This is a genomic window from Bradyrhizobium sp. SRS-191 (assembly GCF_024586915.1).
Classification (GTDB): Bacteria; Pseudomonadota; Alphaproteobacteria; order Rhizobiales; family Xanthobacteraceae; genus Bradyrhizobium.
Genome location: NZ_JANBVS010000001.1, coordinates 769,708 through 782,756, shown reverse-complemented (window position 1 = coordinate 782,756; position 13,049 = coordinate 769,708). Strand labels below are relative to the sequence as shown.

The 13,049-nt window shown below is 66.3% G+C and carries 10 protein-coding genes; 2 read left to right on the top strand and 8 right to left on the bottom strand.

The genetic code is table 11. The features are described from left to right. Positions 1-30: 30 nt before the first annotated feature. Complete coding sequence (locus NLR35_RS03515; protein ID WP_257165150.1) at positions 31-321, bottom strand: histone; 291 nt, start codon at positions 319-321, stop codon at positions 31-33. Positions 322-391: 70 nt separating this feature from the next. Further along, positions 392-1,837: a deoxyribodipyrimidine photo-lyase gene (locus tag NLR35_RS03510; RefSeq protein ID WP_257165237.1), complete on the bottom strand. Its 1,446-nt coding sequence runs from the start codon at positions 1,835-1,837 to the stop codon at positions 392-394. Between the two features lie 125 nt (positions 1,838-1,962). Here NLR35_RS03510 and NLR35_RS03505 point away from each other — a divergent pair, with 125 nt between their 5' ends. Next, positions 1,963-3,666: a Cache 3/Cache 2 fusion domain-containing protein gene (locus NLR35_RS03505; RefSeq protein ID WP_257165149.1), complete on the top strand. Its 1,704-nt coding sequence runs from the start codon at positions 1,963-1,965 to the stop codon at positions 3,664-3,666. A gap of 9 nt (positions 3,667-3,675) precedes the next feature. Here the strand turns inward: NLR35_RS03505 and NLR35_RS03500 are convergent, their stop codons facing one another. The 6 genes from NLR35_RS03500 to NLR35_RS03475 form a co-directional block, all read right to left on the bottom strand. Further along, the gene (locus tag NLR35_RS03500; RefSeq protein WP_257165148.1) at positions 3,676-4,980 is read right to left on the bottom strand and encodes a TRAP transporter large permease; all 1,305 of its coding nucleotides are present in this window, start codon (positions 4,978-4,980) and stop codon (positions 3,676-3,678) included. 370 nt (positions 4,981-5,350) lie between these two features. Next, entirely contained in the window at positions 5,351-5,956 is a 606-nt protein-coding gene (locus tag NLR35_RS03495; RefSeq protein ID WP_257165147.1) for a TRAP transporter small permease, read from the bottom strand. Further along, entirely contained in the window at positions 5,949-6,950 is a 1,002-nt protein-coding gene (locus tag NLR35_RS03490; RefSeq protein WP_257165146.1) for a TRAP transporter substrate-binding protein, read from the bottom strand. The genes NLR35_RS03495 and NLR35_RS03490 overlap by 8 nt, the downstream gene beginning before the upstream one ends. 269 nt (positions 6,951-7,219) lie before the next feature. Further along, the gene (locus NLR35_RS03485; RefSeq protein WP_257165145.1) at positions 7,220-8,875 is read right to left on the bottom strand and encodes a hydantoinase B/oxoprolinase family protein; all 1,656 of its coding nucleotides are present in this window, start codon (positions 8,873-8,875) and stop codon (positions 7,220-7,222) included. Positions 8,876-8,877: 2 nt separating this feature from the next. Beyond that, positions 8,878-10,962: a hydantoinase/oxoprolinase family protein gene (locus NLR35_RS03480; RefSeq protein WP_257165144.1), complete on the bottom strand. Its 2,085-nt coding sequence runs from the start codon at positions 10,960-10,962 to the stop codon at positions 8,878-8,880. Between the two features lie 901 nt (positions 10,963-11,863). Then, positions 11,864-12,364 carry a DUF6789 family protein gene (locus NLR35_RS03475; RefSeq protein ID WP_257165143.1) on the bottom strand — a complete coding sequence of 167 codons (501 nt, stop codon included), beginning with the start codon at positions 12,362-12,364 and terminating at the stop codon, positions 11,864-11,866. Positions 12,365-12,484: 120 nt separating this feature from the next. Between NLR35_RS03475 and NLR35_RS03470 the strand changes: the two genes are divergently transcribed. Beyond that, complete coding sequence (locus tag NLR35_RS03470) at positions 12,485-12,994, top strand: Spy/CpxP family protein refolding chaperone (protein ID WP_257165142.1); 510 nt, start codon at positions 12,485-12,487, stop codon at positions 12,992-12,994. Positions 12,995-13,049 lie beyond the last annotated feature (55 nt).

Here is a 13,049-nt window from a genome sequence, read left to right as displayed (position 1 = left end):
TCGTTCGCCCTCAGGCCGCACCAAGCATAATCAGCGCTTGGCCTTCTTCGTCTTCTTGGCCGCTTTCTTTGTGGCCTTCTTTGCCGTCTTCTTGGCGGCCTTCTTCACGGTCTTCTTTGCGGTTTTCTTGGCCGACTTCTTGGTGGCGACCTTCTTGGCCTTGGCGGCGGCCCGCTTGGGTGCTGCCTTGGCAGTCTTCTTGGCCGCCTTCTTCGAAGCCCGCTTCGCCTTCGGCGCCGCGGCAGTCATTGGATCCGTCGCGGCCTCGGGCGGGGTGCTCGGTGCGGCGATGGTCGGGTCGGTGAGTGTGGTGTCATCCATATCGGTCCCCCGATGTGTTGGAAACCCGATGACGATAGCTGGATTCTCCGTGCTGTCAAAGCGAGCGCAACTAATCACTTGTGCGCAAGCTCGCATAGGCCGCCAGCGCACGCTCGCGCCCATGCTTGTGATCGACCGTCGGCGCCGGATAGGTGTGTCCCAGCGTCACGCCCGCCTCGGCGAGTTCGAGCGGCTTCGCTGCCCAGGGTTGATGGACCAGGCGGGCCGGCAGTCGCGCGAGTTCGGGAACCCAGCGCCGCACATAGCTGCCGTCCGGATCGAACTTCTCGCCCTGCAGCACGGGATTGAAGACGCGGAAATAGGGGGCCGCATCGGCGCCGGAGCCCGCGACCCACTGCCAGCTGGCGGGGTTGCTGCCGGGATCGGCGTCGACCAGCGTGTCCCAGAACCATTGCTCGCCCTGCCGCCAGTCGATCAGAAGGTGCTTCACCAGCAGCGAGGCCACGACCATGCGGACGCGGTTGTGCATGCTGCCGGTGTGCCACAGCTCGCGCATCCCGGCATCGACGATCGGATAGCCGGTCTGGCCGCGCTGCCAGGCCGACAGCGCCGCGTCATCCTGGGTCCAGGGAAAGGCGTCGAACGAGGCTTGCAGGTTGCGGGTCGCGAGGTCGGGATTGTTGTAGAGCAGGTGACGGCTGAACTCACGCCAGCCGACCTCGCTGAGAAACTTGTCGATCCCTTTCGCCAAAGCGGGGCGCTCCTCCGCCGCGAAGCGGGCCGCGTGAAAGATCTGGCGCGGGCTGATTTCGCCGAACCGTAAATGCGGCGACAGCCGCGACGTGGCTTCAATGTCGGGACGGTCGCGCTCGGCCGCGTAGTTCGCGACAGACCTCTCGAGGAAGTCGGCGAGCCGCCGCTGAGCCGTGCGCTCGCCGGCCTGCCATGTCGCGCGCAGGCCGCCCGCCCAATCCGGCCGGGTCGGCTCCAACGCCAGCTCGTCGACCGCAAGGCTCGCAACGTCCGGCACCGGCGGCAGCCGCACCGGTATCGGCAACGGCTTGGGCGGATCGCCCAGCGCCAGCACACGCTTCCAGAACGGGGTGAACACGCGCGGGCCGCGGCCTTCCTTGCCGCGCATCTCGGCGGGATCGACCAGCAGATCGTCGGCAAACACGCGCGACGTGACGCCGATCTCGCTGAGCCCGGCTTCCACGCGTTCCGCGACGGTGCGCGGTCCACTCTGGGCGACGTCGTTCCAATACACCGCGCCGGCTTTGGTCTCGCGCGCAAGCTCGCTCAATACCTTCGCGGCAGGTCCCCGGCGGATGATGAGATCAGCTCCGAGCGCCTTGAGATCGGCCTGGAGTACACGCAGCGATTGCGCGAGCCACCATCTGGTCGCGCCGCCAAGCGGACGGATGCCGCGGCTCTCCTGATCGTAAACGTAACTACACACGATGCGAGTGCCGGACGTTGCCGCGGTATACAACGCCGGGTGGTCAGATAGACGCAGGCTCTCGCGAAACCATACGATGATAGGGGGAGACGACATCATCAGGTATCTTGTTGCCGTTTTTCGAGGGGCATCCGGAATTCTACGCTCCGGAAAATAACTGGTTTGAAACTAACTACGGGCAGTTTGAGATTCAGTTGCAGTTCCCTCGGAAGGTTTCTGACGTGTCCGTCAAGTTGAAGCTCGGCACCAAGGCGCTGATCGGCGCCGTTGTCGTCATCGCGCTGAACACGGCCCTCGTGGTCGGCGCCGCCTACTGGTCTCTCACCAATGATTTCGCCGATCGCGCCAAGCGCGACATCGAAGGCAATCTGCGCACCTTTGCGTTGACCTTTAGCGAGACGTTCAAGGACGCCAAGGTCAGCGTGCAGAACGGTGCCGTCACACGCATCGAGATTCCCGCCATTCCGGAAATCAAGGATCACGCGATCGTCGACCGCGCCGTGTCCTATGTCGGCGGCAGCGCAACCCTGTTTGTTGTCGATGACGCCGGCCAGTTCGTGCGCCGCTCGACCAATGTGAAGAAGGAGAACGGCGACCGCGCCGTGGGTACGCAGCTCGCGGCCGACCATCCGGCCCAGGCGCTGCTGCGGAAGGGCGAGGCCTATAAGGGTCCGGCCACGCTGTTCGGCAAGCCGTTCATGACCGCCTATTTCCCCGTCACCAACGCGGCGGGCAAGGTGACCGGCATCCTCTATGTCGGCGTGCCCATGGCCGAGCTCGACGCGATGCTGTCGCAGGCGATGCAGACCATGATCGTGGCAGCTGCGATTGCCGCACTGCTCGTGCTCGCCCTGACCATGCTGGCCGTGCGGCGCGTGACCAAGCCGTTGAGCGCCGTGACGGAGACGCTGACCGCGATCGCAGATGGTCGTGAGAATGTCGAGATCAAGTCCGACGACCGCGGCGACGAGATCGGCGAGATCGCCCGCAGCCTGGTCGTGTTCCGCAGCGCGGCCAGCGAGCGGCGCCGGATGCGCGAGGAGCAGGCGGCTGCCGCGACGGCCGCCGTCGAGCAGCGCAAGGCCGAATTGCAGCGCTTCGTCGATTCGTTCCAGGCCAGCATCGGCGGCATCATCGAGAACGTGCTGACCTCGTCGGGCGAGTTCGAACGCGAGGCGCGCCAGCTCACCCAGACCGCGCGCACCACAGCCGATCTCTCGGGGCAGTCGGCCGGCGCCTCCGAGACGGCGTCGGAGCACGTCCGCACGGCTGCCGAGGCGTCCGACGAGCTGTCCGGCTCGATCGCCGAGATCATCCGCCGCGTGCAGGAATCCAACGCCATCGCAGCCGAGGCGGTCAAGCAGGCCACCGCGACCGACCAGCGCATCAAGGAGCTGTCCGACGCCGGCAACCGCATCGGCGACGTCGTCAAGCTCATCACCTCGATCGCCGAACAGACCAACCTCTTGGCGCTGAACGCCACCATCGAGGCTGCGCGCGCCGGCGACGCCGGCCGCGGCTTCGCGGTGGTCGCCCAGGAGGTCAAGACGCTCGCGGGACAGACCGCCAAGGCGACCGAGGAGATCTCCAGCCAGATCGTCAATATGCAGACGGTGACGCAGGAATCGGTCGACGCGATCAAGGCGATCGGCTCGACCATCGAGCGCATCAACGGGATCGCGGCTTCCATCTCGGCCGCGGTCGAGCAGCAGCGCGCCGCCACCCAGAACATCACGCAGAGCGTGCGCTCGGCCGCGAGCGGCACCGCGGAGGTCGTCAGCAACATCCGCAGCGCGGCGCGCGGGGCGGGCGAGACCGGCGAAAGCTCCAACCGGATGTTCGCCTCCGCCCAGGCGCTGTCCAGCGAGAGCCTGCGGCTCAAGGCCGAGGTGCAGAAGTTCCTCGACGGCATGCGGGCGGCCTGACATCGCTGCTCACCCGTAGAGCAGCCGCGGCAGGATCGTCACGATGCCCGGGAAGAGCGTGAGCAGCAGGACGAAGGCGATCATGATGATGAGATAGGGGGCGGTCACGCGGGCGATATAGCCGAGACCGTCCTCCGTCAGGCCCTGGATCACGAACAGGTTGAAGCCGACCGGCGGCGTGATCTGGGCCATCTCGACGGCGAGCACCAGGAAGATCCCGAACCAGACCTCGTCGAATCCGGCGCCCTTCACGATCGGCAGCACGATCGGCAGGGTCATCACGATCATCGAGAAGCCGTCGAGGAAGCAGCCCAGTATCAAATAGAATACGATCAGCACTGATATCAGCATGAACGGCGACAGGCCGAGGCCCTTGACGAAGGCCGCCACCGCCTGAGGGATGCCCAGGAAGGCCGCGGCGTTGCCGAGGATCGAGGCGCCGAGCACGATCAGCGCGATCATCGAGCAGGTGATCACCGAGCCGATCATCACGTCGCGGATCACCTGCTGCGACAGCGCGCCCTGGAAAAAGGCGACCAGCGCCGCGCCGAGCACGCCGACCGCGGCGGCTTCCGACGGCGTGGCGAGGCCGCCATACATCGAGCCGAGCACGCAGGCGATCAGGAACAGGGCGGGCGCAAGGTCCTTCAGCGCGGCGAAGCGCTCGGCCCACGGCACCTGCGACAGCTGGGCCTCCGCCTGCGGCACCATCGCGGGCTTCAGGGTGGTATGCAGCATCACCCAGCCCATGAAGGTGCCGGCGAGCAGCAGGCCCGGCAGCACGCCGGCGGTGAACAGTTTCAGGATCGAGACATCGCCGAGCACGCCGTAGATGATCATGATGTTCGACGGCGGGATCAGAAAGCCGAGCGTGCCGGCGCCGGCGAGCGAGCCGATCGCGATGTCGCGCGAATAGCCGCGGCGCAGCAGTTCGTTGAGCGACATCCGGCCTATGACCTGCGTGGTCGCGGCCGACGAGCCGGAGATCGCGGCGAAGATGGTGCAGCCGATGACGTTGACGTGGAGCAGGCGGCCCGGCAGCAGGCCGGCCCAGGGCGCGAGGCCCTGGAAGAGCGAGCGCGACAGGCGGGTGCGGAATAGCAGCTCACCCATCAGGATGAACAGCGGCAGCGCGAGGAGTTCCTGCGTAGTCAGGATGTTCCAGGCGTATTGCGGGAGCAGCTTGTCGAGCGGGATCGAGCGGAACATCGCCAGCAGCAGGGTCGCGGTGAAGGCGAGCGTGAGCCCGATCCACAGGCCACAGGCCAGCAGCGCGAACAGGATGGCGAACAGGGCGATGACTTCGATGGTCATGGGGTCGGGGAGTCCGCGGTGAGGGGAGCGGGCGGGAGCGGTTGGATGGAGGGCAGTCGCCCCGCACGATCTCGCGTTGAATGCTCAAGATCTGCGCCGCTCGCGCGGCGGACGCAGTGCAACCTCGCCCCGCTTGCGGGGAGAGGTCGGATTGCATCGTCAGATGCAATCCGGGTGAGGGGGTACAGGTCTGACCACGTACACTTCCCGTGCGTCTGCCCCTCACCCCAACCCTCTCCCCGCAAGAGCGGGGCGAGGGAGCGCACCGCATGCGGGGAAAGAGCTTGCTCACTCGATGGCAGGCGATAAATGCGCCTGCCGCTGGCGGTCTGCAGGAACCAATTGTGTGTCTTTATTAGTTCGCGTCTCCTCATTCGACCGGCGACGCCTTCATCCGGTGGTCCTCCAGCGGCAGTCCCAGCGCAGCCTGGATCGCACGCGCGAGGAATTGCAGCGTGAGGAGCAGCATGCCGAACGTCACGACGGCTTGCGGAAACCACAGCGGGGTGTCGCTGGAGGTCGAGACCTGGCCGCGGACGAACGAGCTCCACGCGAACTTCGTCATGGCCGAAGTCAGGAAGGCCATGAAGGCGAAGCCGGCGGCGGCGGCCAGCACCTCGAGCGCGCGCTGCAACGGCGCGGGTACGTTCTTGAGCAGCAGCACCACGCGGATGTGGCCGCCGACCCGCAACGTCATGGCGGCGCCGAAGGTGAAGGACGCTGCCATCAGGTAGGACGAGTATTCCCAGGCGATCGAGATCGTCGGCGGGAAGAACGGCAGCACGTTCGACAACGCCCGCGTCGTCACCTCCGCCAGCATCAGCGCCGTCAAGGTCAGCAGGCAACCGCCGCCGATCCAGCCGTCGAGCCGGCCGAGCCGGTCGATGATATCGAGCAGGACGCGGAGCGGCGCAGGCGCCGCTGCATTGAGGCTCGCCCGTTCGCCCGGCGAGGCGGCCTGTGCGATCTCAGCCACGCTTCATCTCGGCGAGATAGGCCTTCACCGGCTGGTCAGCGGCTGGGACGCGCTTGAGGAAGGCGTCCATCTGCGGCGCGGTCTTGGCGCGGATCTCCGTCATCATCGCATCCGAGACCGGCACCACCTCCATGCCGCCTTCCTTGAGGCGGTTGAGGCTGTCGACGTCGGCCTTCAGCGAATTCGCCCAGAAGGTCGGCTCCATCTTGGCGGCGATGTCGGCGACGGTCTTCTGCTGCTCCGGCGTCAGCGCCTTCCAGGAGTCGAGGTTCACGTTGAGCATCTGCGACGACCACACATGGTTGGTCGGGTAGACGTATTTCAGGAACTCCCAGAACTTGCCGTCGACGCCCGACACCGACGAGGTCGAGACGCCCGCGACCGCGCCGGAGGCCAGCGCGGGGATGGTTTCGCCCCAGGGGATCATGACCGCGGCCATGCCGATGGCGTTGAGCATGTCGACCGCGTTCTTGTCGGGCACGCGGATCTTGATGTTCTTCAGCCCGGCGACATCCGATGCTTTGACCTTCAGGTGCAGATACTGCGTCGGCCACGGCACGATATAGAGGATCTTCTGGTTGTTGCGCGCGGCGATCTTGTCGTATTCCGGCCGGACGTATTTGTGCAGCACCTTGAGCTCGTCCATCGAGCCGGCAAGGAACGGGATGCTCTCGACGCCCATGAAGGGCTCGTCGCCGACCTGCTGGATGTTGAGCACGTCTGCGAGCGGGACGAGGCCGTCGCGCACCGCGCGCAGATGCTCCGGGCCCTTGAAGCCGAGCTGACCGCCGGCCTTCACCGTGATGTTGACGGCACCATTGGTCTGCTTCTTCACCTCCTCGGCGAACGCCATCGCGTTCTGGGTGTGGAAGTTGCCGTCGGGCCAGACCGTCGACATGTCCCAGCTGGTCGTGGCCGCCCGCGCCTTGGTCGAGAGCTGGGTGCCGGCGAGCAGGGTGGCTGCCCCTGCGGTGAACGTCCGTCGTGTGATCATCGATGTCTCCGCTTCGTTGCTGAGCTAAGGAAGATGAAAGAGGTTTGGCGGGCAGCGTGGCCGTGGCCATCCTTCGAGACGCCCGCCTGCGGCGGGCTCCTCAGGATGAGGGCTCGTTGCGCGGCAAGATGCTGATTCTCTCCATGAGGACGTTTCTCATGGTCAATGTGCAGCATCGATCGCGGTGCTAAACCCTCATGGTGAGGAGCGTCGCCGTTGCGACGCGTCTCGAACCATGAGGCCACAGATATTCCGGCAGACATGAGATCTCACCGCGCCTGTCCGTAAAGCTTTGCCGCGTTGTCCGCCGACACCAACCCGCTCTCGACGTCGCCCTGCACCAAGTCCGTCGCGCGCTCGCGGGGATCGCCGATGCCGGCGCCGCCCGGCGTGAGCACCACGAGCCGGTCGTCCGGCGGCACGGTCTGGAAACCCTTGCCGCGCAGCTTCTTGCCCGACGCCAGTCCGACGTAGCCGGCCTCGCCATTGTGGCCGCCGTCGCGGCCGCGGGGCGGGTGGTCGATGCGGTCGAAGGCGGCGAGGATGTCGAACGGGGCGTCGACGCCGCTGCCGACTTCGATGATCTGGCCGAGGCCGCCGCGGGTGCGGCCGGCGCCGCCCGAGTCGGGCCGCAGCTCCTTGCGCCAGAAGATCAGCGGTGTCTGCGTCTCCGCGATCTCGACCGGCGTGCCGCGCACGCCGCTAGGGTAGGCGGTCGCCGACAGGCCGTCCTTGTCGAAGCGCGCGCCGGTGCCGCCGTTCGAGGTCACGGCCATCGAGAACCCGTAATTGCCGCCGGCACCGGAGCGGGTCTGGCCGCGCACGTTGAGATTCCACAAGCACGACGTGCCTTCGGCCGGCACCCGCTCCGGAATGATCTGGCGCAGGCAGCCGAACACGACGTCGGGCAGCATCTGGCCGATGACATGGCGCGAGGCGACCGGCGCGGGCTTTGGCGCATTGAGGATCGCGGCCGAGGGCGCCGAGACCGTGAGCGGCGACAGCGAGCCGGCATTGTTGGGGATCGCGGAAGCCACCACGCAGCCGAGGCCGAACACGGTATAGGCCGTCGTGTAGGACAGCGGCACGTTGATGCCGAATTTCGAGGCTTTCGACGTGCCGTCGAAATCGACGTGGATGCCGTCATCGCTGATCGTCAGCGCCGCCTTCAACGTCACCGGCGCATCGTAGCCGTCGACCACCATCTCGTTGCGCCAGGTGCCCTTGGGCAGCTTCCTGATCTCGGCCAGCACCGCTTCGCGCGAGCGCTCGCAGACGTAGTCGCCGAGCTCGTCGAGCGAAGAGATGCCGAACTCGGTCATCATCTCGACCAGACGCTGGCAGCCGACATCGTTGCAGGCGGCGAGCGAGTAGGTGTCGCCCTCGGTATCGACCGGCAGCCGCGTGTTGGCGCGGATCATGGCCATGAGCGTCTCGTTGACGACGCCCTGGTCGATCAGCTTCAGCATCGGGATGTACAGCCCCTCCATGAACACGTCGGTGCCGTCAGGACCGAAGCCGATGCCGCCGATGTCCATCAGGTGACTGGTGCAGGAGAACAGCGCGACCGGCTGGCCGTCCTTGAAGCAGGGCGTGGTGACGACGAAGTCGTTGAGATGGCCGGTGCCCATCCAGGGATCATTGGTGATGTAGGCATCGCCGGGCTTCATCGTCTCGATCGGGAAGTGCGCGATGAAGTGCTTCACCGACTCCGCCATCGAGTTGACGTGGCCCGGGGTGCCAGTGACGGCCTGCGCCAGCATGCGGCCCTTGAGATCGAACACGCCCGCGGAGAGGTCGCCGCATTCGCGCACGATCGGGCTGAACGCGGTGCGCAGCAGCACCTGCGCCTGCTCCTCGACCACGGCGATCAGCCGATGCCACATGATCTGCAGGTCGATCAGGCTGGTTTGTGATGCGCTCATCGCTAGGCCGCCTTCCGTTCCATGACGATGCTGCCGGCACCGTCGATATGCGCGTCGAAACTGTTGGAGATGAAGGTCGAGGTCTCGTCCTCGGCGATCACGGCAGGTCCCGCGATGACCGCGCCGGGCGTCATCTGCTCGCGGCGGTACAGCGGGATGTCGACGAAGCGGCCGGCGCGGCCGTCGAAGAATTTGCGATGGCCGGCGGCAGCGCCGGCGGGCTTGCGCGTCACGTCGGCGATGGTGGCGGGCTGGCGCGCGTCCGTCGTCGCCAGCACCGACCAGCTCAGCACCTCGATCGCGGCACCCGGAATGGCGCGCTCGAACAGCGCGGCGTAGCCGGCCTCGAAGGTCTTGCGCAGGGCAGGGAGATCTTCTGTGGTGAGTGCGCGGTTCGGCAGCTCGACACTGATCTCGTGGCCCTGGCCGACATAGCGCATGAAGGCGGAGCGGCGCTCGCGCACCGGAGCGCCGGCCGCGCCGGGCTCGACCAGAGCACGCGCCTCATCGGCCATCTCCTGCAGCAGGCCGGAGACCAGCGCGGTGTCGAAATCGTCGAGCCGTGCATGGCGGCTGCGCACGAGTTCGTAGGCGATGGGAGCTGCGAGGAAGCCGACCGCCGAGCCGACGCCGGCATTCGACGGTACGATCACCCTGGCGACGCCGATCTTCTCGGCGACGCGGGCGGCATGCAGCGGCGCCGCACCCCCGAACGCGATCAGCGTGTGCTGGCCGATGATCGCGCCGCGCTCGACGGCATGGACGCGCGCTGCGCTTGCCATGTTCTCGCAGACGACTTCGTGCACCGCATAGGCTGCGGTCTCGGCGTCGAGGCCGAGCGGCGCGCCGACGTCGCGGAGCAGGGCCTGTTTCGACAATTCCGGATCGAGCTTGATGGTGCCGCCGGCAAAGGCATCGGGATCGATCATGCCGAGCGCGACGTCGGAATCGGTGACCGCCGGACGCTGGCCGCCGCGGCCATAGCAGGCGGGGCCCGGTTCGGAGGAGGCGCTCTCGGGACCGACGGTGACGCGCTTCATCGCATCGATCCGCGCGACCGAGCCGCCGCCGGCGCCGATCTCGACCATCTCGATCACGGGAATACGCACCGGCAGGCCCGAGCCCTTGAGGAAGCGCGCGGCGCGGTCGACCTCGAACACGCGCGAGCTCTCCGGCTCGAAGTCTTCGATCAGACAGATCTTGGCGGTCGTGCCGCCCATGTCGAACGACAGCACCTTGTGTTCGCCGAGCCGTGCCGCGATCTGGCTTGCGAAGATCGCGCCGCCGGCGGGACCGGACTCGACGAGACGCACGGGAAAGCGTCGCGCGGTGTCGATGGAGGTCACGCCGCCGCCTGACGTGACCAGATAGATCGCGCCGCGGAACTGCTCGACGCGCAGCGCCTGATCCATGCGGGCGAGATAGGAATCCATCAGCGGCTGCACATAGGCGTTGGCGACCGCGGTCGACGTCCGCTCATACTCCCGGATTTCGGGACAGACGGCCGACGACAGCGTGATCGAGATGTCAGGCATCGCCTCGGCCAGGATCTCGCCGGCCCGCCGCTCATGCGCGGGATTGGCGTAGGCGTGCAGGAAGGCGATGGCGATGCTGCCGATCTCCAGCGCCCGCAGCTGCGGCACCAGCGCGCGCACCGCCGCTTCATCGAGCGGCAGCCTGATGTCGCCGTGTGCATCGACGCGCTCAGGAACAGTGAAGCGCAAGCTCCGCGGCACCAGTGGCTTCGGCTTGTCGATCGAAAGATCGTACTGGTCGTAGCGGCTCTCAGTTCCAATATCCAGAACATCGCGGAAGCCGGAGGTGGCGATCAGCGCGGTCTTCGCGCCGCGCCGCTCGATGATGGCGTTGGTGGCGAGCGTGGTGCCGTGAATGAAGACGTCGATATCCGAGATGCGCGCCCTGGCATCGGCGAGAATGAGACGGGTGCCGTTCAGTACGGCCTGCTCCGGCTGCGTCGGCGTCGTCAGCACCTTGCGTGTCAGGCGCTGCGAGCCGATGTCGAGAACGATATCGGTGAACGTTCCCCCGATATCGACGGCCAGCCGGACTTCGGCTCCTTCAAGCATTCGATTGTCTCCGCAAGCGACGAGTTGATGTGCGATTTGAGCAAGTCCCATGCCATTGCGCCAGCGGAGATGCGTGTTGCTGCTCTGCGATTTTGCGATGCGGATTTGAAGTCGTGGTTTGGTGCGGGCTCAACCCTGCTGGCTGCTGGGATGTTGTTTGTCGCAGCACCAAACACCGTGTTGCGCGCAATGGCTCGGTGCCGTTCACAATCTCCGCTGTCGTCCCGGCGAAAGCCGGGACCCATAACCACAGGGAGTGGCTTGGGGCACGCACGTCGTTACACACCTTCCGCCTCACGTCCGCCGGGGAGTATGGGTCCCGGATCGGCGCCGCGTCGCGCTGACGCGCGCCGCAGCCTGTCCGGGACGACACTGAAGATGGATGCGCGTGCGGAGCATCTCATGGACATGCGTTAGCGCTCCCGCGGCACTCACAGCCCGAGGTCTGCGATCAGTTCGCCCTCACACAAACGAGAGGGTGCAGGGAATGCCGGGTGAAGGCCTCACCCATGGCCCGCCTGCGAAAGAAAATGCAGGCGGCAGGTACCACAGGCAAAGCCGATCATCCGGCATTCCCTGCGCGGTGTCTTCACGCTTATACGCAGTCTCCCTGGTGCGCCGGGCTTGTTGGCCACCATGCCGCGACGATGCTTGCGCATCGCGCGGGTGATACCAGCTTCGGGGTATCAGGACGCTGCGACTTCACGTCCGCAACCATGCCGGTCGTCTGCGCACAAGCGCGTCCGGCATGATCGGCGGCACCGCATCCCGCACCCGACGTTCGTGACGACGCGTACGTCCCTCTGCATGGGGCAGGACGAGGCGGATCATACACGAATTCCGAGAAAGCGAAACAGAAAAGATTCGGCTTTGTCGAATATGATGCGCGAAGGCGTCGTCGTCAGACCGGAGGAGAGCCTTCGCTGCGCGGCGGTTCAACGTCGGATCTTTGCAGGGCCTCATAGACCGCGCCAAGGACAACGCTGTAGGCCTCGACCATGGCCAGCGAGAACAGCGCGGGGCCCGCGCCGAGGCCGAGCGACAGTCCGAACGGCCCGAGGCCGATGGCTGGAAACAGCGCGATCCCAAGCATTGCCCAGGCGGCAAGGCCGAGCAGAAAGCCTTTGCCGAGGCCGCTGCGGCCCGGCAAGCGGTGGAAGAAGTGACCGAACAGCAGGCCGATGATGAAAGCGCCGTTGAGCTGCGAGAGCAGCCACAGCGGTGCCTGCAGATGTGTCACGTCGAGGAGCAGCGGCGAGAGCGTGTCGAGCAGCGCGGAGGAGGGCTCGAACTGCGGCAAGACATGCAGCGCGGTCTTGAGCTGCATCAGGCCCATATGCGCCAGTGTCCCGCAGCCCGACGCCACCAGCGACGACCATATCCAGCGATAGCTGCGCTTCATTCGCATAGTGTCAACTCGCCCGGGGCGCATGACGGTTCCGTTGATCCTGCTCAATCAGCTGCGTTGGCTGTCCAGTTAGTTTGCACGAACTCATTGATGTCACGTCAAGGGAGTTCCACCATGCGAGCAGATGCACGCGCGTTGATCCTGGCCGCCGCCGTCACGGCGGCGATCGTCGCACCGTCCTTCGCCCAGCCGGGGGCAGGAGGACCTCCGGGCTGGGGCCCGGGCATGATGATGGGGCCCGGCATGATGGGCGGCCGGGGCTTCGGCTTTCTCTGCAATCCCCGCATGGCCGGATTTGCCGAATGGCGCCTGTCGCAGATCGAGAGCGCGATCAAGCCGAACGAGACCCAGCGGGCGCGGCTCGACGATCTCAAGGCGGCCTCGGCCAAGGCGGCCGAGCTGATCACCAAGGACTGTCCGACGACGTTTCCCGCCAAGGCGACGGACCGTCTTGCGCTGGCGGAGCAGCGCCTGGACGCGATGCAGCAGGCGATCAAGCTGGTCCGGCCGGCGTTCCAGGCGTTGTATGATTCCCTGGATGACAAGCAGAAGGCTGCCATGGACGCCAGCGGTCCGCGCGAGTGGGGCTGGCATCACTGGCACTGGCCCTGGAGCGAGGAGTAATCGGCTCCGCACGCTGAGCGAGGGAGGCAATTGGGCCCTCGTGTTCCGGCCCGGC